The organism is Exiguobacterium sp. s125 (assembly GCF_018618605.1).
Taxonomy (GTDB): Bacteria; Bacillota; Bacilli; order Exiguobacteriales; family Exiguobacteriaceae; genus Exiguobacterium_A; species Exiguobacterium_A oxidotolerans.
In genome coordinates this window covers 1-22,289 of record NZ_JACSMI010000002.1, presented here as the reverse complement: position 1 = coordinate 22,289, position 22,289 = coordinate 1, and the positions used below count along the sequence as shown (strand labels likewise).

Sequence of the window (22,289 nt, the reverse complement as noted above, 5' to 3'; positions counted from 1 at the left end):
CACCGAGAGCCCCGGACATTGTCCGAGGCTCTGTTTACATCTTATTGCACGTCGTCTTGATTTTGCTCCATCATTGGCGCATAAAGTTCTTCGAGCGGCTTCATGATGATTTGAGTAACTTCCGTCAACATCGTATGCATCCGTTGTTCTTCTTGCATCAATTGACTGATGAGTGGATTGTTTTGAACTTCCAACATTTTTGCTTGAGCTGAAGCCATATCGTCAGGTGTGATTTCTTCACCTTCCATTTGCTTTTGTTGAAGCTCAAGTTGAACGTTACGGAATGAAGCAAACAGTTCATTCGATGCTGGATCAGCGTTCACTTGTGTGTATAAATCTTGTAATGTTGTGTACTCCGGAGTTTCTCGCAGTGCACGTTCGAGCGTATAGGCGTGGTCATACAAATTTGTTTCAGACATATTAAAACCCTCCAATTTAGTTAAGCAATCACGATGATTGCTTGTATCATCCCAATTAAACCACCTAACAGTCCTCCAAGCCAAGTGATAGCCCGGAATTCCTTCCGAGAAATCGATAAGACGATTTCTTCGAGATACTGTGTATCGAGTAGGTCGACCTCATCACGCACAATCGATTCGACGTCGAGTGTCGTCATGATTCGTTCTGCGTGTTTCACCGCTTGGTCAATCAACCGGTCGACAATCACCGGAACGAACTCGGTCCGCACTTTCTCATCAAACCGGCCGAGATAATGGTGTAATGGCTTATCCAACGTTTCTGTTAGTGGAATCCGGTTGATGATTTCCGATTTGACGCGTTCGATGACTTGTTTCTCTAACTCTTCATCAAGGAGTGTATGAATCGGACGTTCCATCACTTGTTCGATTTCTTTCTCGACCATTTCAGTAATGAACTGACGCGTCGACTCTCCTTGTAATACCCGTTTGATTTCAGGTTGAATCATCTCCACCAAATTGATATTCGCAAGTAACATCCCGAACATTCCGCCTCCAAGTTTTCCTTGGATGAATCCGGCGGCCGTCTCCTCTAATTTCATCTTCCCTTCTGGACTATCAAAATAAACATCCGTTTGTTTTAACAATGCATCTACGACGTCAGGGATTGCTTCCTTGACTTTTAAGACTCCGCCTTCGCCGATGACTTCTTGAATCGTTGAGTTTTTCAGATGAATCACGCCGTCCATCAATTCATGTTCAAGCGTCTGTTCGATTTTTTTTCGCAATTGTTCTTCCGGTTGATTGACGAAGCGGCCGATCACTTCTCGAATCGTGACGGTTGAGTGTACCCATTTCATGAGTTCGGTCGTGACAAGATTTGTAACGGCCTCGTGCATCGCAGGTTGTCGAAGGCGTTTCCCGATTCCTTCAGGGGTCACTAAATGCTTGACAACGGTCCGTCCGAGATTGGCTGCTAGTTCATCGCGCCGTTTCGGAATTAGACCTGGTGTAAAAGGAATCCGGTACTTTCCGATATATTTTGCTTCTAGCGGTCGAAATAACATACGAATCGCAAGATGGTTCGTGACTGCACCGATTGTTGCACCTAATACAATCATTCCGATGATTTTTAAGATGGTCATGAATTCGATTTGCATAGCTCATCGTTCCTTCCGAATTTAGTATTGTGGTAAAGTCTGAGTATCACTTTTTATGTAGGAGAGATGTAACGTGCTACAGCAATTGATTTCCTTATTCAAAGATCAGTTATCGACAGACCCCACGGTATATTGCATGGATAATTATAGCGTATATCAGTTAGCGGATGGGCTTCGTTTCGGAATCGAAAGTTCCGCGTTGTCCGGGCGTGAAATCGACTTATTGAATTTAATCGCAGAACGCGTCGTCGTTTCAGCATCAACCGATACAACTTACTGGCATCAGCGTCTGGAATTATCGAGCGCCGTCGAGCACGAACCCTTCCGGATGACCCATTTCTTATTCAATCAACTCGATGATCGGACGACTGAAGATCTCGAACAGCTATTGACTTCTTTTTTCGACTCCTCGAGCATCTTTGTCCCCTTGACGACGACTCGACTGCTTGTCATTGAACGAGATGAGTTAGTGAGCGAACATGATTTAAATGACTTATTCACAGCTTTACAATCTGATTTTCTAACAGATGGAAAAGTATTAATCGGTCAACGCCGAATAAATGGAGATATCGCAGTCCAGTTCCGTCTAGAACAAGCAGCCCTTAACCTGCTTTCGTTCCGTGTCGAACGTTTCTTACCTGCCCTCACACGACTCGCTCTTTTATCGGAAACGGTCCGTGACGAGCTGACAGATCGCTTCATTGCACCACTCGAACCTGAATCGCGTGAGACGATTGATGCTTTCTGTCGTGCCAATCTGAATGTATCGTTGACAGCAAAACACTTATTTCTTCATCGTAACAGCCTTCAGTACCGACTTGACCGGTTGACAGAACAGACAGAAATCGATATTCGATCGTTTGAAGGTGCCGCCTTTTTATATACCTTGTTACTTCTAGCATAGTGCCCAAATGAAAACGGTTGCATTTCGTCATGTTGTCCATGTTCAGTTGATTCCTTTTCTTCTATACTAAGGATTGTAAGCGTTACATTACCCGATCACACTACTAGGAGGATATACACATGGCAGATATTCGTCTTGAACATATTGATAAAATTTATTCCGGCTCAGCAAAGGCCGTTGACGACTTTAACCTTCACATCCAAGACAAAGAATTCATCGTTTTCGTCGGACCATCAGGTTGTGGTAAATCAACGACACTTCGGATGATCGCTGGACTCGAAGAAATCTCGGGTGGAGATTTCATCATCGATGGTAAACGGATGAATGACGTCGCACCGAAAGACCGTGATATCGCAATGGTTTTCCAAAACTATGCGCTGTATCCACATATGAACGTGTTTGATAACATGGCATTCGGACTCAAGCTACGTAAGTTCCCGAAAGACGAAATCAAACAGCGCGTCGACAATGCGGCACGTATCCTTGGACTTGAAGAGTACCTCGAACGGAAACCAAAAGCATTATCAGGTGGACAGCGTCAACGTGTTGCAATCGGCCGTGCCATCGTTCGTGATGCAAAAGTCTTCTTGATGGATGAACCCCTCTCGAACTTGGACGCAAAACTCCGTGTTCAGATGCGTAAAGAAATCATCCAACTTCATAAACGTCTCGAAACGACGACGATTTATGTTACCCATGACCAAACAGAAGCGATGACGCTTGCGACGCGTATCGTCATCATGAAAGCAGGTCTCATTCAGCAGGTCGGTTCTCCTAAAGAAGTATACGATCACCCGGACAACATGTTCGTCGCCGGATTCATCGGATCGCCTTCGATGAACTTCCTAACAGGCAAACTGGCTGACGATGGACTTTTCCACGTCACAGGGACAGAAGAGAAATTCGAAGTCCCTGAAGGCAAAATGAAAGTTCTCCGTGAACGCGGCTATACGAGCAAAGACCTCGTCCTCGGAATCCGTCCGGAAGACATTCATGCTGAATTGATTTATCAAGACACAAAAACAGCACACCGTTTCCCGGCACATATCGAAGTTTCCGAATTGATGGGTGCAGAATCGTATCTCTATTCCAAGGTAGGTAATCAAGCCTTCACAGCTCGTGTCGACTCACGCTCACACGTCGAGATGGGATCAGATCTCGACCTCTTCTTCGACATGACAAAAGCGCATTTCTTCGACGCTGCAACTGAAGCGACAATTCGTTAATTTCAACTGAATGTTTACTTTTCTAAGACTGTCCATTCGTGGGCAGTCTTTTTTATTGACAGACGTTCTTGTAACTTTGTATGATACTGCTTGTAGTCTTAAATTAATCCTATTCGAAAACTAGGAATTGAAATCATTTATTTTTAAAGGAGAGAGCGCTATGAAACACGGACTAAAGCTAGCAGTAGCAGCACTATCAACGGCGGGGGTGTTAGCAGCGTGCGGCGCTTCTAATGAAGAAGCAAGCAAAGACAGTAAGATGATTACGGTTGGTACTGAAGCGACATACCCACCATTTACGTATAAAGAAAAAGGCGAACTGACTGGTTATGACATCGATGTCATGAATGAAGTCGCTAAACGCGCCGGCTATAAAGTCGACTATAAAGCAATGGACTTTAAAGGATTGATTCCAGCACTTGATTCAGAACGTATCGATGTCATCGCGAACCAAATGGGTATCACGGATGAGCGGAAAGAAAAGTATGCATTTTCTGATGCATATACGGTATCCGGATCAACAATCATCGTCAATGAAAAAACGGACGACATCAAAACACTTGATGATTTAAAAGGTAAAGTCGTTGGTTCGACACAAGGTTCGCTTTATGCAAAGACAGCAGAAGATGCTGGCGCAAAAGTGAAGTATTATAAAGGTGCAAACCAAGTTTTAAAAGATCTTGAAGCAGGACGTGTTGATGCTGCGATGAACGATCGCTTGTTCGTTTTGACTGAACTCAAAAAAGCCGGTTATAAAGTGAAAGCAGTCGGAGAAACATTTGATAAAAATGAGTCTGGTTTCATGATGGCAAAAGATAGCAAGTATGCAGAGGACTTCAATGAAGCACTTGCAGAAATGAAAAAAGACGGTACACTTGCAGACATCGGTAAGAAATACTTTGACGAGGATATCAGTCAGTGACGGAATTGTTCACGATCGTTCGCGATAATGCGAACGTCTACGGAGAGGCGATTGGCATTACACTTCTTGCAAGTGGACTTGCCATCGTCTTTGCGCTTTTCCTCGGGTTGATTCTTGCCGTCATGCGTGACAGCCGCTTCACCGTCTTTAGCGGTTTCGCTCGATTGTATGTCTCGTTCTTCCGCGGAACACCTTTACTGTTACAGATTTTGATTTTATATAATGGTCTTGTCGCATTACAACTGACGGGCTTTCAGGCACTCGCTTTTGGATTATCACTGCACTTTTCCGCTTATATTTCGGAATCGTTCCGTGCCGCCATCGCTTCTGTCGATCGCGGGCAATGGGAAGCAGCTGATTCGCTCGGAATCCCGCGTCGGAAAACGTTCAAGGACGTCATCCTTCCTCAAGCATTATCACGCGCCATTCCGCCACTGTCGAATTCTGTCATCGATATCATTAAATCGACGTCACTCGGTACGCTTGTCGCTGTCGAAGAGTTAACGTATGTCTCGGATCAAATTTCTGCTACGACCTATCTCGTCATGCCACTTCTGCTGTTCTCAGCAGCGATTTACTGGATCATGTCGACGCTCGTACAGATGGTTCAACACCGCTTAGAAGTTCGCTTTAGCATCCCGAATTAAATGAAACCAACTTGGAATGGTCAGCACATTCCAAGTATTTTTTTGTTCTTTTTAAGGTTTAACACTAGGCAACACGGGAATAATCAAGTATACTAATAAAAAATCAGAATTATCTGATAACTTTAAAAGGAGCGTGGCCAAGATGAAACAAGTAATTGAAGCTTTCCGTAGACAAGATGCAGAACAGCGGATTCCAGTGCTACGCCTCGAGATTGATTATGAGCTCAGCACACTCTTTGATGCTATCCAAGTCAGTGACCAAGCTGCCGTAGTTGCCAGTAAAGAACGTCTAGATAAATACCGCCAGGAGATGCTTCGCCTAGAAGCGTGACCCTATAGATACCCATCTCAAATCCCCCTTGAGATGGGCTTTTTGTGCAAAAAAAATAGCCCGAAGGCTATTTTTTTAATCGACGTCACGTCCGCGAGACGCTTTCAAAATTTCGAACCACTGTTCACGTGACAATGTCAAACGCGTCGCATTGACCGCGGATTCAATCCGTTTGATTTTCCCTGAACCGACAATCGGCATGATGCGTGCCGGATGTTTCAAGAGCCACGCATAGGCGACTTCATCAATATCTGTCGCTCCGATTTGTTGTCCGATTTCTTCAAGCTTATCTCGTAAGACGCGATATTCTTCTTCTTTGAATAACCGTCCACCGGCGAGCGGACTCCATGCCATGACCGGCATCTCGTTTTCATGGCAAAGATCCACCGATCCATCTTCGAAATGTTTCAGTTCAGCAACTGAGAGTTCCAATTGATTCGTCACGAGCATGAACGGTAGACGTGATTGAATTAAACTTTGTTGAGCTGGCGTATGATTCGATAAACCGAACGTCCGAACTTTACCGGACTCTTTTAATTCAACAAACGCTTCGGCAATTTCGTTCGGGTCCATCAATGGATCCGGTCGGTGAATCAATAACGTATCAATGTATTCGACACCAAGTTCCTTTAATGAACGTGTCGCATTTTCAATGATATGTTCTTTTGTTGTATCGTAAAATGAAAGGTTTTGATCGGAATAGTAGTTCCCTTTCATCTTGATCCCCGTTTTCGTCACAATCTCCATTCGTTCACGTAATTCTGGTTTTAAGGCCAACGCTTCTCCGAACAAACCTTCATTCGTATAATCCCCGTAAATGTCCGCATGATCAAACGTCGTGATCCCGAGCGCTAAACATTGCTCAATCAAAGCAAGACGTTCTTCTGCCGTCATGTTCCACTCATTTAATCGCCATAATCCATGAATCACACGCGAAAATGACAATTCTTCTGTTAGTTGAATTCGTTCCATTCCAATTCATCCTTTCGATCTCGTACTTTTTCTGTCCCATTTAACTCTACAGGAAGTTGGTAACGGTTGCACGGATTTCGCTTTTCACAAAAAGGCACGAGATACCTGTCCGGTACTCGTGCCTTGATAATCATTTAGTCAACGGTCTTACTGAATTTGTTCCACTTCTTGCATCACTTCATCTTCAATCAGTTGACGTTTACGTGTCGTATCCGCCGCATCCGGTGAAGTTACACTGAAGTAAAACTTGATTTTCGGTTCCGTTCCTGATGGGCGGAGGCAGAACCATGAACCATCCTCAAGCGTGAACTTCAGCACGTTCGATTTCGGAAGATTGATTGGCGATGGTTTGTGTTGAATCAAGTCGTGCGCCATGCTCGCATCGTAATCTTCGAACAAGACCACTTTCTCTCCCGCCACTTGTTTGGGTGGGTTTTCACGGAACGTGTTCATGATTCGTCCAATTTGTTCCACTCCGTCCTTTCCTTTTAACGTCAGTGAACGTAACGACTCTTCGAAGTAACCGAACTGTTCGTAAATGGCTTGTAATGCCTCATACAACGTCCGTCCTTCTTTCTTATGGTACGCTGCCATCTCTGCTGCGAGTAAGCACGCCTGGACAGCATCCTTGTCGCGACAAAAATCGCCGATCAAATAACCGTAACTTTCTTCATAACCGAACAGGTATTCATATTCACCTGACGCATTATATTGTTTAATTTTTTCACCGATGAATTTAAAGCCCGTTAATGTGTTTTCGACATGCAGATTGTAATGACGGGCAATTAACGCACCGAGTTCTGATGTTACGATTGTTTTCGCGACAAAGCCGTTCGCCGGTAATGTACCTTGGGCTGATTTTTGCGACAGGATGTAGTCGAGTAACAATGCACCCGTTTGGTTTCCTGTCAGTACCGTCCATTCCCCACTTGCATCGCGCGTCGCTACACCGACGCGGTCTGCATCAGGATCTGTCGCGAGCAGTACATCCGCGTCGACCCGATTCCCGTATTCGATGGCAAGTTCAAACGCAGCGTGTTCTTCCGGGTTCGGTGACGAAACCGTTGGGAACGCCCCGTCCGGTTTTGCTTGTTCTTCAACGACCGTCACGTTTTCAAAACCGTAGTTCTTTAGTCCGACAGTAACAGGAACAAGACCTGTTCCGTGAAGTGGCGTGAACACAATTTTTAATGAATCTTGCAACTCGTCTTGAATCGCCGGTAAAACACGAATCGTTTTTAATTTTTCTTGATACGCATCATCGATTTGTTCTCCGACACGAACGATAAGTCCATTTGCCCGAAGGACTTCTTCTGCTTCTAACACGATCGATAGTTCATCTTCAACTTGATCGACATACGATACGAGTTCATCCGCTTCTTTTGGCGGCAATTGTCCACCGTCATTACCGTATACTTTGTAACCATTGTACTCAGGCGGGTTGTGGCTTGCCGTAATGACGATCCCCCCTGCAGCGCGAAGCTCACGTACAGCAAACGATAATTCTGGTGTCGGACGTAGTCCATCGAATAAATATGCTTTAATGCCATTGCTTGCAAGCGTTTTTGCTGCTTCTAAAGCAAACTCAGGCGAAAAGTGACGCGAGTCATGTGCAATGACGATTCCTTGCGTGACAGCTTCTTCCCCTGCCGCTTTAATAAAGTCTGCAAACCCTTGAGATGCTTTACGGACTGTGTAAACGTTCATCCGGTTCGTACCGACACCGATTTCTCCACGCATACCGCCAGTACCAAACTCAAGTTCTTTATAAAAAGCGTCCTCTGCCGCTTTATCATCTGCTGATAACGCGACGAGCTCTTCTTTCAATTCAGGCTCTAATTTTTCAAACTGATTCCACTTTTGATAGGTCTCTTTCCATGACATATTCATTCCACTCCTTTAATTTATCGAAGTCACACTTGCGATGAAGCGTCACCTTTCATATGATTAATCTAGAAAGGTCGAGGTGATTCAAATGTTTCCAACCATTCAAATGGCGGACTTACAACAACTCGTCCACTCGGATCAAATCCGTTGGTTCGATTGCCGCTACGATTTACGTGATCCGAATTATGGTCGTCTAGCTTTTGAGGACCAACATGTGCCTGGTGCACTGTATCTAGATTTAGCAAATGATTTATCAGGACCCGTATCCTCTACGGGCGGGCGTCATCCTTTACCGTCGAAAGAAAAATGGATTCAAACGCTAGAAGCGCACGGCATTAAAAATGATGACTTCGTCGTCTTATATGATGATGGTTTTCCTTATGCAGCACGCGCATGGTGGCTTTTCAAATGGGCCGGTCATGAACGCGTCGTCGTACTCGAAGGCGGCCTCTCCTCTTACCTTGCGTTTGACTATCCGATGACACAAGATTTGGAATCCTTCGCGCCTTCTACATACGACGCTGAGTTCCAAGATGACATGCTCGTCGATTTTGAGACAGTCAAAGGACGTTCGACGGATACGCTACTCGTCGACTCTCGTTCCCCTGACAGATTCAAGGGTCAGAACGAAACGATTGATGCTGTAGCTGGTCACATTCCCGGTGCTGTCAATTGTTTCTTCGAAGAAGCGATTTCACCCGACGGAAGACTGAAAGATGCAGAAGATTTAAAGGAGCTTTATGCTCCGTTACTTGAAGAAGCATCTCCGATCCTCTATTGTGGTAGCGGTGTGACAGCTTGCGTCAACATACTCGCATTACACTCGCTCGGTAAAAATGATGTTCGGCTATACGCTGGTTCTTATAGCGACTGGATTAGTCAAACGAACGATATTTCATAATTTTTAAAAGCCTGATTAGATCAGGCTTTTTCTTATGATCAAACTTGAACCGGCTTGATGTTCCAAATCGCGTTCGCATATTCTTTAATCGTCCGGTCACTCGAGAAGACACCTGATTTTCCAATGTTCATAATAACCATCTGGTACCACTTCTCAGGGTTTTGATACGTCCGGTCGATTCGTTCTTGTGCCTGCTGATACGACTGGAAGTCTTTTAAAATCAAGTACTCATCGTTATACGTGATGAGCGAGTCATAAATCGCTTGAAACTCCCCAACCGGGAATAATGAACCATCAACTAAGCTATCGACGATTCTCCGTAACTCCGGTTGTGAACTGTATTGGTCGTATGCATTATAGCCACCGTACTTTTTATAGTTCATGACCTCTTGCGGTGTAAGTCCGAAAATAAAGATATTTGCATCCTCGACCTCGTCCCGAATCTCAATGTTCGCTCCGTCAAGTGTCCCGATTGTCAAGGCCCCGTTCATCATGAACTTCATGTTTCCTGTACCAGACGCTTCATAACTCGCCGTCGAGATCTGCTCACTGACATCACTCGCCGGGAAGATTTTTTCAGCAAGCGAAACACGATAGTTTTCTAAGAACACGACTTTCATGTAAGGGCTGACTTCCGCATCAGAATTAATCAATTTTGCGAGTGCATTGATGTAACGAATGACTTCTTTCGCATAATGATACCCCGGAGCTGCTTTTGCTCCGAAAATAAAGGTCCGTGGTGTCATCTTGAAGGATTTATCTTCTTTTAGACGGTAATACAACGAATGGATATGCAAAGCATTAAGTAACTGGCGTTTATAGGCATGGAGACGCTTGACTTGCACATCAAAAATCGAATATGGATCGACAGTAATGCCTGTCTCCGCTTCAATCAATCGAGCAAGTTCCTGTTTATTTTCAAGCTTAATTTGTTTGATATCCTGTTGGAGTTGACGATCTTCCGACCATTTCGTCAACTTTTGCAAGTCTGACGGATGATTGATCCAGCTATCTCCAATCGCTTCCGTCACACGGTTCGCGAGTTGCGGGTTCGATAACAAGAACCAGCGACGATGCGTAATCCCGTTCGTTTTATTGTTGAAACGAAGTGGGAACATCTCGTAAAACAGACGCATCTCCCGTTGTTTCAGGATTTCAGTATGAATCTGTGCGACGCCGTTCGTCGAATGTGTCCCGACAACTGCTAAGTTCGCCATGTTGATCCGTCCATCGGCGATGATGGCGATTTCTTGCATGTGTGAAGCAAGGTGTGGATAGTTATCAAGAACGTCCTGACAGAAGCGACGATTAATTTCCTCGATGATTTGATAAATCCGCGGTAATAAATTTCTAAATAAGTCGACCGGCCAGCGCTCGAGCGCTTCGGCGAGCAATGTATGGTTCGTAAACGACATGACACTCTTCGTGATGCGCCACGCTTCTTCCCACTCATAGCCTTCCTCATCAATTAGAATCCGCATCAGTTCTGGAATCGCGACGACTGGGTGTGTGTCGTTGATATGAATCGCGATTTGATTTCCGAGCTGTTTAAACGATGCATTTCGTTTTTTGTGAGACAAGAGAATACTCCGTAAGCCGGCGGCAACAAAGAAATATTGTTGCTTCAAACGTAGGACTTTCCCTTCGTACGTCGTATCGTCCGGATAAAGAAACTCTGAAATCGTTTGAATCGATTGTTTATGTGCAAGTAAATCTTTATAGTTCCCGCTGTGCTGGTGCAACAGTTCATCATCATCATATGGAGATTCTGCGCTCCAAAGACGCAAGTTATTGACGACACCATTTTGATAGCCGACGATTGGCATATCATACGGGACGGCCCGGACAATTTCAGCTGGTTCATGATGGACACGGTACCCGCCGTCTACTTCCTCGAGCCAGACGTGTCCACCGAACGGAATATCGACTGCCTTATCGGGACGACGTATCTCCCACATGTTTCCGTTTTTGAGCCAGTTATCCGGGAGTTCGACTTGATAGCCGTCGATGATTTTTTGTTTAAATAAACCATACTGGTATCGAATTCCGTTCCCGTGTCCAGGTAGACCGAGAGCTGCCAACGAGTCTAAGAAACATGCTGCTAATCGTCCGAGCCCTCCGTTACCAAGTCCTGGTTCCGGCTCTTCTTCCGTCAAGTCTGCTAGGTCGTAGCCAAGTTCCTCTAATCCCTCGCGAACTTCCTCGAGTACGTCTAAGCTCAGCAAGTTGTTGTACAGAAAACGTCCGAGCAAAAATTCGAGCGAGAAATAGTAGACTTGCTTACTCTTTTTATGGATATAGGTTTCCTTCGTGTGCATCCAATCTGATGTGACATATTCCCGGACCATGTAGGCGAGTGTTTGATACACATCATTCTCTGTTGCTTCACTCAGTGCTTTTCCGTGCATCGACACAAACCGCTCATTAAACCTCTTCTTGAACTTCTCTTTATCTTTAAACATGCCAAAACCTCATTTCTCTTAATCCCAATCAGTCAACAGATGGTGCGATGAGATGATAGAGTGCTAAATATTCATCGGCTGAGCGAATCCAGCTAAAATCTTCTTCCATTGCTGTCTCAATCAGATGCTTAAAGACTGGTTTATCTTGATAGACATCAATCGTTCGCTTGATCGCGTCAAGGAAGTCATGTGCATTATAATTCGAGAACGAGAAGCCATTTCCCTCTAATGTAAATTGATTGAATGGTGTCACCGTGTCTCGCAAACCACCTGTTTCACGGACGACAGGTAAAGAACCATACTTCATCGAAATCAATTGACTGAGTCCACACGGTTCAAAGCGTGACGGCATCAAGAACGCGTCGCTCCCTGCATAAATACGTTGAGCGAGTCCGACGTCAAAGCCGATGTATGAAGCCACTTTATCCGGACGAATTGTTGTCGCATGGTGGAACAAGCCCTCGTATTCCGCCTCACCTGACCCGAGAATGATAAACTGCGCGTCGAGTTCGAATAAATCAGGTAAAATGTGCGCAAGTAAATCAATTCCTTTTTGGTCGACAAGACGCGACACGAATCCGAAAAGTGGAACATCCGGATTGACCGGTAAACCCAATTCTTTTTGCAATGCTTCTTTATTTACTGCTTTTCCTTCTTCAGCCGTCTCAACATCATAATTCTCGACAAGATGCTCGTCTGTTTCCGGATTGAATTGACGGTAGTCAATTCCGTTTAAAATCCCACGAACATCGACTGCCCGGTGTTGCAAGATGGATTCTAGACTCTCACCATAGTACGGGTCCATGATTTCATCCCGATACGATGGGCTGACCGTCGTAATTTGATTGGCGTGAACAAGTCCCGCTTTCATATAGTTGACGAGACCGTTATGCGCAAGTCCATCCATCGTAAAGTGTTCATGACTGAGGCCAAGTAAATCGCCAAGAACTTCTTCCGGGAAAATACCTTGGTACTGCAAATTATGAATCGTAAAGACCGTTTTGATGTCTTGATAACGCTCAAGGTGTTGGTAATGAATTCGTAAGAAAGCTGGAATGACACCGGTCTGCCAATCATGACAATGAATGACATCTGGTACTTCCGCACGATCAAGGTGTTGAATCATCTCGAGCACCGCCCGGGAAAAGTATGCGAAACGCTCCGCATCGTCGTAATGACCATAAATAATCCCATCTCGATTAAAGTAATATTCATTATCGATGAAATAAAATGTGACACCATCCTGTTTCAGACGTAGGACGGCACCAAACTGTTGCCGCCAGCCGACGGGTACGATGAAATCGAATAAAAATTCCATTTCCGACTTGAACTGTTCTTTAATTTGACCATAGTTCGGTAAGACAACGGATACTTCCGCACCCTCTTCAGCAAGCGCTAAAGGGAGCGAGCCGACGACGTCAGCTAGCCCCCCCGTCTTGATGAAGGGTGTCGCTTCTGTGGCAGCAAACCATACCTTCATGATGACATCCCCTTTAAACGATTGTTTGTTTTTTGATGACGATCGGTTCTTCCGCCGTTCCACGAATCACTTGTCCACGTTTGACAGTGACTTCTTTATCGAGAATCGCGTATTCGACGACTGCACCTTCTTCGATGACCGATTTTTGCATGATGATTGAATTTTTAACACGAGCATGTTTCCCGACTTTCACACCCCGGAATAAGATGCTGTCTTTCGCTGTTCCTTCTAATTTACATCCATTCGCGACGAGCGAGTTCTTGATCGTCGAGCCTGGGAGATAACGTGTCGGTGGTTCATGCTTAATCTTCGTGTAGACATGTTGGAAATCATTGATTGCTCCCCACTGCTCGAGCAATAGCATGCTCTCACGGTAATACGAGCGTAGTGAGTGGATGACTTGTGATGTGCCCTGATACTCGTACCCATGAACATGCAGACGGTTCAACTGCGAGCGAATGATGCTTTGAAGCAAATCATATTCGCCACGACCGACTGCTTCGTCAACGAGACGGACGAACAGGTTTTTCGATAGGACGACTGTTTCCATATAGAATGTTTCGTCAGACGGTTCAAAACCGCGCGAACCAATCGCTGTCACTCGATTTTGATCACCAAAACGAATCGGACGGCAATATTTACATGGCAAGTCACGCTTCGTATAGACGACTGTGATGTCAGCATTCGATTCTTTATGTTCACGCAAGACATCGCGATAATCTACTGCCGATAACACATTCGAACCCGAAATCACGAGGTAGTTTTCTTTACTACGCAAGAAGAAGTCGCGGTGTAAATGGAAGTTTGATAAATCGCCCCGGAATTCATGGGCATCTTGTGATAATGCGGGTGGGAAGATATAGAGTCCCCCGTTCGAACGATCAAGATCCCACTCTTTTCCCGACCCAAGGTGGTCCATCATCGCTCGGTACTTTTCAAGCGTAAAGACACCAATGTTGGCGATTTCATTTTGTACCATGTTCGTCAACGTGAAATCAATCAACCGATACCGTCCGGCGAACGGAACCGCGGCTAAATTTCGATGCTCCGTCAGTTCTTTAAAGAATCCTTCTTCTCCACTTAAATTAATGACACCCAATAGATCTGCTTTCATCGGTAGTTCCCCCTTATTGAATCGCTTCTTTTACGACTTCATTTTTCTTGATGACACTATTTGCCTCGATGACGAACACTTCGCCGCCCGGTGTACCGATTGTTGCGCCGTCTTCGACGACGACGCCGTCCGCTAAAATCGCACGATGAATCGTGACATCTTTTCCGATTTTGACATTCGGGAAAATGACCGAATCTTTCACGAGTGCACCTTCCGCGACATCAACGCCGTAGAAGAGAACGGAATGGTTGATTTCACCTTCAATGTGACAGCCTTCATTGATGATTGACGTTTCAATCGTCGCATTGTTTCCGATGTACTGTGGTTGTTGATTCGGGTTAACGGAATGTACTTTCCACGATGGTTCATACAAGTCGAACTCTGGTTCCGCTTCAAGTAAATCCATATTCGCTTCCCATAACGACTGGATTGTCCCAACATCTTTCCAATATCCTTTAAATTTGTACGCGCGAATATTTAAGTTTTCAAACAACATATTCGGAATAATGTTTTTCCCGAAGTCAAAGCTTGACTCGGCATCCCCGGCGTCTTGAATGAGGTGACGTTTTAAAATATCCCAGTTGAAGACGTATATGCCCATTGAGGCTAAGTTCGATTTTGGATTTTCAGGTTTTTCTTCAAACTCATTGATCCGTAAATCATCATCTGTGTTTAAGATTCCAAAACGTGGTGCTTCTTCCCACGGCACTTCACGGACTGAAATCGTTACATCTGCCCCACCTTGACGATGCTCTTCAATCATCTTCTCATAATCCATCTTATAGATATGGTCTCCAGATAGGACAAGGACATAGTTTGGATCGTATTGATTGATGTAACTCATGTTCCGATAAATCGCGTTGGCCGTTCCTTCATACCAGTTCTTTCCGTTTTGGGCTTGATATGGAGGCAAGATCGTTAATCCCCCGTTTCGACGGTCTAAGTCCCAGGCACTCCCGATTCCGAGATAACGGTTCAATTCTAGTGGTTCATATTGCGTTAAGACACCGACTGTATCGATTCCCGAGTTCGTACAGTTCGATAATGGGAAATCAATGATTCGATATTTCCCTCCGAACGCAACTGCTGGTTTTGCAGTGTGTTTCGTAAGTGCTCCTAGACGTTTTCCTTCTCCACCAGCAAGTAGCATTGCCACAACATTCTTTTTAGCCATTTCGTCCCCTCCAGTTTATGCTCTTTCTTTACAGTCAGACCATGATGTAGTTTTTATACAGATACTCTTATATACCCACCTTTTCTCTTTTTAATATAACATTCCTGCAAAATAGGTTTATTAAAATACGAAATTCAGAAAAAAATCTATTCCTTTGCTTAAAAGAGACCGATAATAAGAAGGAAATGTCTTTTGAGAGGAGTTTTCATGAGAATTACGACTGGCTACCTTTTATTAATTGGACTTACTATCGGTTTACTTTTGACGTTGTTTTCCGTTCGCGACCAACTCGAGACGTCCCGCAAACTTTTCCATTGGGCAGATGTACAGACGACCCGTCAACCATTGACGTCGTACAAACCGATCACTGTCACATACGGCAAAGAGAAGGTAAAGTTGTACGATGGACTTCGCCGTGATGATTTAACAGCAAATGCGTTACCTAAAAAGGTCGAACAAACCTTCATCGCTATCGAAGATCAACGTTTCTATCAGCATGGTGGTTATGATATTACAGGAATTCTTCGCGCATTCACTGAAAATCAATCGACTGACCAAAAAGGGCAAGGTGGCAGTACGATTACACAACAATTGGCTCGAATGACGTATCTTTCAAATGAAAAAACATATACTAGAAAAATAAAAGAACTTTTAATCGCCATTTCATTGGAGCAAAAATACTCCAAAAAAGAACTCTTAACGGCATATGTCAATCAAGCCTATTTCGCAAATAATATTTATGGAATCGAACTGGCATCATCGGCGTACCTCGGAAAAAAGGCGAACGATTTGACGTGGGCAGAAGTGAGTTATCTAGCGGCGATTCCAAACAACCCCACACTATACGATCCGTTACGTTCACCTCAAAATACAGAAAAACGTCAACAGCGGATTTTAAAAATTTTAGCAAATACAGACACGATACCAAAATCGATTAAAACAAAAGAAATTGCATTGTCCTTCAATAAGCCGGTCATCCCATTCCCTGACTATATTGATGCAAGTGTCAAGGAAGCAATCCGTCAAACGGCCGCCATCAAAAAATTAGATTATGAGGCCGCACAACAATATCTGCATCAACATGGCGCGACGATTGCGACTTATTTGGATTCAACGGAGCAAACACGGGCCAAACAATCCATCGTGGCACTACCTAAGGAAATCGAAGGTGCTTATGTTGGAATTGATGGACGAACGCATGGTGTGACAGCACTTGTCGGCCATAAAACTGACTTACCTGGTCAATTCAATCGGGCAACACAATCCTTTCGTCAACCGGGATCCACATTAAAGCCCTTACTCGTCTATGGACCATACCTCGAGAAAACAAAAGCTACGTTAAGTAGTCCTCTTGACGGTCGTCCTGTTTGCTTTGACGGCTATTGTCCTGAAAATAGCGGGAACCGGATTCTTGGTGAAGTCACACTTGCCGATGCCATTGCCTATTCCTATAACACGCCAGCCCTTCGTGCGTTTTCTGTCTCCTTCGCTGAAGGATTAAAAGCGATTCGTCCGTTTAAATTCAGCCAATGGTCGAAGCAAGACAATGCCTACACGAGTGCGTTAGGTGGATTAAAATATGGTGTTAGTCCTTACGAGTTAACGAATGCCTATACAACGTTTGTTAATGACGGCTTGTATAGTCCAGCATCCATGGTTCGAACCATCACCTTATCGAAAGGCGAAGGGACGCTGTATCGGCATACTGTTCAAAATAATCGCATTTGGTCGAGTCGGACAAACCAGGTGTTACGTAAAGGATTGACGAATGTCATGACATACGGAACAGGGCGTCTTGGTTATGATGCACGCCCCACTTATATCGGTGGAAAAACAGGGACGACGAATGATAATAAAGATATGTGGTTCGTCGGAATCAAAGATCAACACATAGGAGGGATTTGGTTAGGCGCAGACATCCCACGACCTTTCCCTGCCGAGGCCAACTCAACGCTTCAAGTAAGGACGTGGGCTAACATTCTACGCTGACGATCATTTCGGGAATAAAATCGCTTCGCCTAACGAATTGAACAAAGTCAATCCGACCCAGGCTAAGCCAGCCAGTAAGATGCCCCATGCAAGAAACAAAAAGACAATCAAGCCAATCGCTCCGGCCGCAGTCGTCATCTTGCTGATTTGAAAGGTATAAAAGAAAAAATAAATTAGGAATGAACTTGCTAATACGAGGCAGACGAGTGGGAACGATGTCATGAAAGCAAAGCTGATGCATCCACCTACGAGCAATAAAATGCTACCAGGTCGAAGCATACTGAGTGTCGTCCCAATCTGTTCCTTGATGAAGAAGGCAAACCCTAACTGATTGATTGTGTCTGAAATCAGTTTGAGCGTACTAAAAATCATAAAATAGACAATCAAAAAACCAAGCCAAACTAATAATTTAGTGTCACGTGCGCTCAAAATTTGTAACAATTCATTGTATACACCGACATCCTTTAGCCATGAGAGTGCTAACTCCGATGTCGCAATCGCAAGCGACGTACTGAACAACAGGATGCTAATCAACGGCGCATAACTTAACAGATAGACATTCGTCCGCATTTCCAATCTCCATTCATAGAAAATTCATATGTAGCACACAATTTCTCTTACAGGTATACTATAATAGATTATATCGGTTATTGAGACTGAAGGGGGAAGCAAAAATGGCATTTATTTTAATGATTGGTGTAAGTCTCGCTTTCTTGACAGCGATTTTCACTGCAGGCTACAACAAAAAACCTGAAGGTAACGAATAATAAAAAGGCGCTGATGCATCGAATAGGATGCGTCAGCGCTTTTTTGTGTTTAAAGTAGTCCAGCGTACCCTTGCTGCCGTAATGCTTCATACACGATAATTGCAGCCGTATTTGAGACATTTAGCGAACGAACTAAATTTGACTGCGGTAATCGAATACAACGATCTGCATTTTGGTCGATCACTTCAAGCGGTAAGCCTTTTGTTTCTCGACCGAATACAAAGAAGTAGTCTTCCTCGACATTTGACAAATCAATTTGACTTGGATACTGTTCCCCATACTTCGTGATGTAATAAAACTTCCCTTCCGGGTGCTTCTCCCATAATTCTTCGAGTGAATCATGATATCTTACATCAACAAACTCCCAATAATCGAGTCCGGCTCGTTTCAACTGCTTATCATCCGTTGAAAAACCTAATGGACGGATTAAATGAAGAACGGAATGTGTCGCAGCACACGTTCTTGAGATATTTCCTGTATTTTGAGGAATCTCTGGTTGATACATTACAACATGAATTGCCATTATCTTCTCTCTCCTATCTCATGCGCAAGTAGCGCTTGTTTATGATCGATTCCACTCGCAAACCCCGTCAACTTTCCGGATGCCCCGATGATTCGATGACAAGGATAAATCAGCGCGATCGGGTTTCGATTTAATGCCCCACCGACGGCTCGCGCTGCTTTTTCGGAACCCATCATTTTAGCTAATGTTCCATAACTCGCTGTTTCTCCGAATGGAATCCTTCGAAGATTCGTAAGAACACGCCGCTGAAAATCCGTCACGTCGAGGCGGCAACTAATGCGTTCTAGCGCATTTGGTAGACGATTTTCATAATCATCGAGAGCTTGTTTTAGATGCAGTGGAAGTGGCGCTTCGTACCGCTGTCCTTCTCGAACATATCGTTTAGCGCGCTCAGTATCAAGACCAAAATCTAAATAAACAACGACGTCGTCCTCCCAGGCAATCAGTAACTCTCCGAACGTGAACTTCACTTGTTTATACGGCATCGGGTTCCCTCCACTCCGACAAAAGACGCTCACCTTCCGTTTGGACATCCTGTGCGGAATCATTCATTAGTCGTTCTTCTACGTAACTTTTTTCATCGCCCCCCGCAATACGGCCAATCGCCCAGAGCGCGAGAGCCCGCATATCATCACGTGGATCTGTTTCTGCCATCAAGCGCAGAGCATCAAGCGCTGTCTTGTCTTGATAATGGACGAGTGCACAAATCGCATTTCGTTGAATCGGCTTCTTTCCACGCCATGCTCCTGAAAGCGAACCGAATTTCGCTTTGAATTCACGATTGCTGAGCGACAAGATTGGAATTAAGAGTGGTTTGACTTGTTCCGGGTCCGGCTGCAATTCAGCATGTTGCGTCGCATGTTTTTTTCGATTGTAAGGACAAACTTGCTGACATGTATCACAGCCGTATAAGCGATTACCTAATGCGTAACGGAAATCTTCCGGAATCAGCGTCTTCGTTTGGGTAATAAAGGAGATACAACGTTTCGCATCAATTACCCCCGGCTCGACTAATGCATCCGTCGGACAGGCATCGATGCACTTATTACACGTTCCGCAGAGTTCTTCAACCGCTTGATCAGGAGGTAAGTAAAGATCTGTAATCAATTCACCGAGATAAAGATAAGATCCATGTTCTTCGCTAATGATCGAACAATTCTTTCCGCTAAAACCAATTCCTGCCCGTTCTGCGACGGCGCGATCGACGAGTTCACCAGTATCCACCATCGAACGTGTCTTTGCTCCAGGCGATAACTCTTCGATTTTTTTCTCTAGTAGCTGGAGTCGTTGATTCAGCGCCTGATGATAATCAAGCCCCCAAGAAGAGCGACCAAAAATCCCACGCCGTTCCCCGGCTTTCCCACGTGGTGCATCCGTTAACTTACTCGGGTAAGCAACTGCAATCGCGATGATTGATACCGCGTCATCTAGCAACAGTTTCGGAGTTGTCCGTTTTTCGAGATCAGGTTCTTCAAAACCAGATGCATAATTTTTATCCTGCTGATCAATCAATCGTTGTTTCATCGTTAAAAATGGATCGGCCGTCGTCACCCGAAACACATCGATCCCAATCTCTAAAGCATATGCTTGAAGTGTTTCTTTAAGTTGTTCTCCGCGCATGACAGATCCCTCCTTTCATCGTTCTATCCTAAACAAAAAGAGCAATGTGTCAGATGAAAACGACACGTTGCTCTTTTAAATAAGCGGGTGAAGGGAATCGAACCCTCATCATCAGCTTGGAAGGCTGAGGTTTTACCACTAAACTACACCCGCATGGGTTAAAACTAAGATTGTGAAAAGGTAAAGCGGGTGAAGGGAATCGAACCCTCATCATCAGCTTGGAAGGCTGAGGTTTTACCACTAAACTACACCCGCAAGATACCGGTGGTCGGAATCGAACCGACACTCCAAAGGAACACGATTTTGAGTCGTGCGCGTCTACCAGTTCCGCCACACCGGCACAATCTCTTGCAAAACTATTGAATTGAAAAGAATTGGAGGCGCCAGTCAGAATCGAACTGACGATAGAGGAGTTGCAGTCCTCTGCCTTACCACTTGGCTATGGCGCCACTCGTTGGAGCGGAAGACGGGATTCGAACCCGCGACCCCGACCTTGGCAAGGTCGTATTCTACCACTGAACTACTTCCGCTTAAAAAGCTGGGCTGGAAGGGATCGAACCTTCGCGTGCTGGAATCAAAATCCAGTGCCTTACCACTTGGCTACAGCCCAATAATAAGAGGGCGACTGATGGGAATTGAACCCACGAATGCCGGAATCACAATCCGGTGCGTTAACCACTTCGCCACAATCGCCATAATAAACAGGGGCAGCAGGAATCGAACCCGCGCTGACGGTTTTGGAGACCGTAGTTCTACCGCTAAACTATGCCCCTATGGTGGTGGGGGGGGGCGGATTCGAACCGCCGAACCCGAGGGAGCGGATTTACAGTCCGCCGCGTTTAGCCACTTCGCTACCCCCCCACAAATGGGAAATCAACTTCATTCTTCTATAAAAGGTGGCTTTGGACGGAATCGAACCGCCGACACGAGGATTTTCAGTCCTCTGCTCTACCGACTGAGCTACAAAGCCTTAACAATGGCGGTCCTGACGGGATTCGAACCCGCGATCTCCTGCGTGACAGGCAGGCATGTTAACCGCTACACCACAGGACCGTATGTATTGCGGGGGCCGGATTTGAACCGACGACCTTTGGGTTATGAGCCCAACGAGCTACCAGACTGCTCCACCCCGCGATGATAAAAATGGTGACCCGTACGGGAATCGAACCCGTGTTACCGCCGTGAAAGGGCGGTGTCTTAACCGCTTGACCAACGGGCCATCGTAGTAAAATTGAAACGTTACATATAATTATGGCGGAGAGCAAGGGATTCGAACCCTTGAGACGCTTATGACGCCTACACGATTTCCAATCGTGCTCCTTCGGCCACTCGGACAGCTCTCCAGTGAACGTGGTGAAGAAGTTATTAATGGCTCCGCAAGTAGGATTTGAACCTACGACCTACCGGTTAACAGCCGGTTGCTCTACCACTGAGCTATTGCGGAACGATCGCCTGGCAGCGTCCTATCCTCACAGGGGGAAGCCCCCAACTACTTTCGGCGTTCAAGTGCTTAACTTCCGTGTTCGGCATGGGAACGGGTGTGACCACTTGGCTATCGCCACCAGACATCTATTATCTTAACATTATGTTTCCATAACGTCAAGCACTTTTTTTGAAAGGCTCGCGCCCTCAAAACTGAAGTCATCAACAATCATCTGCTAGAACAAGGCCTCGACCGATTAGTATCACTCAGCTCCGCATGTCGCCATGCTTCCACCCGTGACCTATCTACCTCATCGTCTCTGAGGGGTCTTTCTTGATTACTCAAAGGGAAATCTCATCTTGGAGGGGGCT

General features: G+C 45.2%; 19 protein-coding genes, 15 tRNA genes and 2 rRNA genes. 7 read left to right on the top strand and 29 right to left on the bottom strand.

Translation table 11 applies throughout. The features are described 5' to 3' along the window. Window positions 1-41 precede the first annotated feature (41 nt). Entirely contained in the window at window positions 42-419 is a 378-nt protein-coding gene (locus tag KNQ05_RS07815) for a YlbF/YmcA family competence regulator (protein WP_029332804.1), read from the bottom strand. Window positions 420-439: 20 nt separating this feature from the next. Continuing rightward, a complete protein-coding gene (locus KNQ05_RS07810; protein WP_088836448.1) occupies window positions 440-1,576 on the bottom strand; it encodes a DUF445 domain-containing protein in 1,137 nt (378 codons plus the stop codon). A 73-nt stretch (window positions 1,577-1,649) separates the two neighbouring features. Between KNQ05_RS07810 and KNQ05_RS07805 the strand changes: the two genes are divergently transcribed. From KNQ05_RS07805 to KNQ05_RS07785, 5 genes are all read left to right on the top strand, one after another. Continuing rightward, the gene (locus KNQ05_RS07805) at window positions 1,650-2,480 is read left to right on the top strand and encodes a PucR family transcriptional regulator (protein ID WP_214805093.1); all 831 of its coding nucleotides are present in this window, start codon (window positions 1,650-1,652) and stop codon (window positions 2,478-2,480) included. A 119-nt stretch (window positions 2,481-2,599) separates the two neighbouring features. Continuing rightward, complete coding sequence (locus KNQ05_RS07800) at window positions 2,600-3,706, top strand: ABC transporter ATP-binding protein (protein ID WP_029332801.1); 1,107 nt, start codon at window positions 2,600-2,602, stop codon at window positions 3,704-3,706. 160 nt (window positions 3,707-3,866) lie between these two features. Next, window positions 3,867-4,628: a transporter substrate-binding domain-containing protein gene (locus tag KNQ05_RS07795; RefSeq protein ID WP_088836446.1), complete on the top strand. Its 762-nt coding sequence runs from the start codon at window positions 3,867-3,869 to the stop codon at window positions 4,626-4,628. Next, the gene (locus KNQ05_RS07790) at window positions 4,625-5,275 is read left to right on the top strand and encodes an amino acid ABC transporter permease (protein ID WP_088836445.1); all 651 of its coding nucleotides are present in this window, start codon (window positions 4,625-4,627) and stop codon (window positions 5,273-5,275) included. The genes KNQ05_RS07795 and KNQ05_RS07790 overlap by 4 nt, the downstream gene beginning before the upstream one ends. Before the next feature lie 142 nt (window positions 5,276-5,417). Continuing rightward, window positions 5,418-5,606: a hypothetical protein gene (locus tag KNQ05_RS07785; RefSeq protein WP_014969669.1), complete on the top strand. Its 189-nt coding sequence runs from the start codon at window positions 5,418-5,420 to the stop codon at window positions 5,604-5,606. A 75-nt stretch (window positions 5,607-5,681) separates the two neighbouring features. On the opposite strand, the gene KNQ05_RS07780 is transcribed toward KNQ05_RS07785, so the two are convergent. Together KNQ05_RS07780 and KNQ05_RS07775 are read right to left on the bottom strand one after the other, a co-directional pair. Next, window positions 5,682-6,578: an aldo/keto reductase gene (locus KNQ05_RS07780; protein ID WP_088836444.1), complete on the bottom strand. Its 897-nt coding sequence runs from the start codon at window positions 6,576-6,578 to the stop codon at window positions 5,682-5,684. A gap of 147 nt (window positions 6,579-6,725) precedes the next feature. After that, window positions 6,726-8,462, bottom strand: coding sequence for a phospho-sugar mutase (locus KNQ05_RS07775; RefSeq protein ID WP_214767940.1), 1,737 nt, complete (start codon window positions 8,460-8,462; stop codon window positions 6,726-6,728). Between the two features lie 91 nt (window positions 8,463-8,553). On the opposite strand from KNQ05_RS07775, the gene KNQ05_RS07770 reads away from it, so the two are divergent. Continuing rightward, a complete protein-coding gene (locus KNQ05_RS07770; RefSeq protein WP_239456828.1) occupies window positions 8,554-9,366 on the top strand; it encodes a sulfurtransferase in 813 nt (270 codons plus the stop codon). Between the two features lie 38 nt (window positions 9,367-9,404). Here the strand turns inward: KNQ05_RS07770 and KNQ05_RS07765 are convergent, their stop codons facing one another. Genes KNQ05_RS07765 through KNQ05_RS07750 form a run of 4 tightly spaced genes read right to left on the bottom strand, consistent with a single transcriptional unit; the run spans window position 9,405 to window position 15,596 of the window. Then, window positions 9,405-11,828, bottom strand: a complete 2,424-nt coding sequence (locus KNQ05_RS07765; RefSeq protein ID WP_214767943.1) for a glycogen/starch/alpha-glucan phosphorylase — start codon at window positions 11,826-11,828, stop codon at window positions 9,405-9,407. Window positions 11,829-11,856: 28 nt separating this feature from the next. Further along, window positions 11,857-13,308 carry a glycogen synthase GlgA gene (glgA, locus tag KNQ05_RS07760; RefSeq protein WP_214767946.1) on the bottom strand — a complete coding sequence of 484 codons (1,452 nt, stop codon included), beginning with the start codon at window positions 13,306-13,308 and terminating at the stop codon, window positions 11,857-11,859. A gap of 13 nt (window positions 13,309-13,321) precedes the next feature. After that, window positions 13,322-14,422 carry a glucose-1-phosphate adenylyltransferase subunit GlgD gene (gene glgD / locus KNQ05_RS07755; RefSeq protein ID WP_029332793.1) on the bottom strand — a complete coding sequence of 367 codons (1,101 nt, stop codon included), beginning with the start codon at window positions 14,420-14,422 and terminating at the stop codon, window positions 13,322-13,324. Window positions 14,423-14,435: 13 nt separating this feature from the next. Beyond that, a complete protein-coding gene (locus tag KNQ05_RS07750) occupies window positions 14,436-15,596 on the bottom strand; it encodes a glucose-1-phosphate adenylyltransferase (RefSeq protein WP_088836440.1) in 1,161 nt (386 codons plus the stop codon). A 207-nt stretch (window positions 15,597-15,803) separates the two neighbouring features. Between KNQ05_RS07750 and KNQ05_RS07745 the strand changes: the two genes are divergently transcribed. After that, on the top strand, window positions 15,804-17,585 hold the full coding sequence (locus KNQ05_RS07745) for a transglycosylase domain-containing protein (protein ID WP_088836439.1): 1,782 nt from the start codon (window positions 15,804-15,806) through the stop codon (window positions 17,583-17,585). A 3-nt stretch (window positions 17,586-17,588) separates the two neighbouring features. Here the strand turns inward: KNQ05_RS07745 and KNQ05_RS07740 are convergent, their stop codons facing one another. The 21 genes from KNQ05_RS07740 to KNQ05_RS07640 all read right to left on the bottom strand — a co-directional run. Further along, window positions 17,589-18,155: a DUF5366 family protein gene (locus tag KNQ05_RS07740; RefSeq protein WP_029332790.1), complete on the bottom strand. Its 567-nt coding sequence runs from the start codon at window positions 18,153-18,155 to the stop codon at window positions 17,589-17,591. A 246-nt stretch (window positions 18,156-18,401) separates the two neighbouring features. Then, the gene (trmL, locus tag KNQ05_RS07735; RefSeq protein WP_029332789.1) at window positions 18,402-18,875 is read right to left on the bottom strand and encodes a tRNA (uridine(34)/cytosine(34)/5-carboxymethylaminomethyluridine(34)-2'-O)-methyltransferase TrmL; all 474 of its coding nucleotides are present in this window, start codon (window positions 18,873-18,875) and stop codon (window positions 18,402-18,404) included. Continuing rightward, on the bottom strand, window positions 18,875-19,360 hold the full coding sequence (locus KNQ05_RS15780) for a methylated-DNA--[protein]-cysteine S-methyltransferase (RefSeq protein ID WP_088836437.1): 486 nt from the start codon (window positions 19,358-19,360) through the stop codon (window positions 18,875-18,877). The genes trmL and KNQ05_RS15780 overlap by 1 nt, the downstream gene beginning before the upstream one ends. Beyond that, window positions 19,350-20,495, bottom strand: a complete 1,146-nt coding sequence (gene queG / locus KNQ05_RS07725; RefSeq protein WP_214767949.1) for a tRNA epoxyqueuosine(34) reductase QueG — start codon at window positions 20,493-20,495, stop codon at window positions 19,350-19,352. Before queG ends, KNQ05_RS15780 begins: the two co-directional genes overlap by 11 nt. Before the next feature lie 82 nt (window positions 20,496-20,577). Next, window positions 20,578-20,648: transfer RNA gene (locus KNQ05_RS07720), tRNA-Gly, on the bottom strand. 31 nt (window positions 20,649-20,679) lie between these two features. Next, window positions 20,680-20,750, bottom strand: a tRNA-Gly gene (locus KNQ05_RS07715). 4 nt (window positions 20,751-20,754) lie between these two features. Next, window positions 20,755-20,835 (bottom strand) — tRNA-Leu (locus KNQ05_RS07710). A 35-nt stretch (window positions 20,836-20,870) separates the two neighbouring features. Then, window positions 20,871-20,944 (bottom strand) — tRNA-Cys (locus tag KNQ05_RS07705). A gap of 6 nt (window positions 20,945-20,950) precedes the next feature. Continuing rightward, a tRNA-Gly gene (locus KNQ05_RS07700) sits at window positions 20,951-21,025 on the bottom strand. A gap of 8 nt (window positions 21,026-21,033) precedes the next feature. After that, window positions 21,034-21,105, bottom strand: a tRNA-Gln gene (locus KNQ05_RS07695). A gap of 10 nt (window positions 21,106-21,115) precedes the next feature. Continuing rightward, window positions 21,116-21,188, bottom strand: a tRNA-His gene (locus tag KNQ05_RS07690). A gap of 9 nt (window positions 21,189-21,197) precedes the next feature. Further along, window positions 21,198-21,268, bottom strand: a tRNA-Trp gene (locus KNQ05_RS07685). Window positions 21,269-21,272: 4 nt separating this feature from the next. Next, window positions 21,273-21,356: transfer RNA gene (locus KNQ05_RS07680), tRNA-Tyr, on the bottom strand. A gap of 36 nt (window positions 21,357-21,392) precedes the next feature. Then, window positions 21,393-21,465 (bottom strand) — tRNA-Phe (locus KNQ05_RS07675). A 7-nt stretch (window positions 21,466-21,472) separates the two neighbouring features. Beyond that, window positions 21,473-21,548 (bottom strand) — tRNA-Asp (locus KNQ05_RS07670). Between the two features lie 7 nt (window positions 21,549-21,555). Further along, window positions 21,556-21,629, bottom strand: a tRNA-Met gene (locus KNQ05_RS07665). A 10-nt stretch (window positions 21,630-21,639) separates the two neighbouring features. Further along, window positions 21,640-21,714: transfer RNA gene (locus KNQ05_RS07660), tRNA-Glu, on the bottom strand. A gap of 33 nt (window positions 21,715-21,747) precedes the next feature. Beyond that, window positions 21,748-21,838: transfer RNA gene (locus tag KNQ05_RS07655), tRNA-Ser, on the bottom strand. A gap of 26 nt (window positions 21,839-21,864) precedes the next feature. Beyond that, window positions 21,865-21,939 (bottom strand) — tRNA-Asn (locus tag KNQ05_RS07650). A gap of 6 nt (window positions 21,940-21,945) precedes the next feature. Continuing rightward, window positions 21,946-22,061 (bottom strand): 5S ribosomal RNA (rrf, locus tag KNQ05_RS07645). Window positions 22,062-22,154: 93 nt separating this feature from the next. After that, window positions 22,155-22,289: ribosomal RNA gene (locus KNQ05_RS07640) — 23S ribosomal RNA — on the bottom strand; the annotation flags it as partial.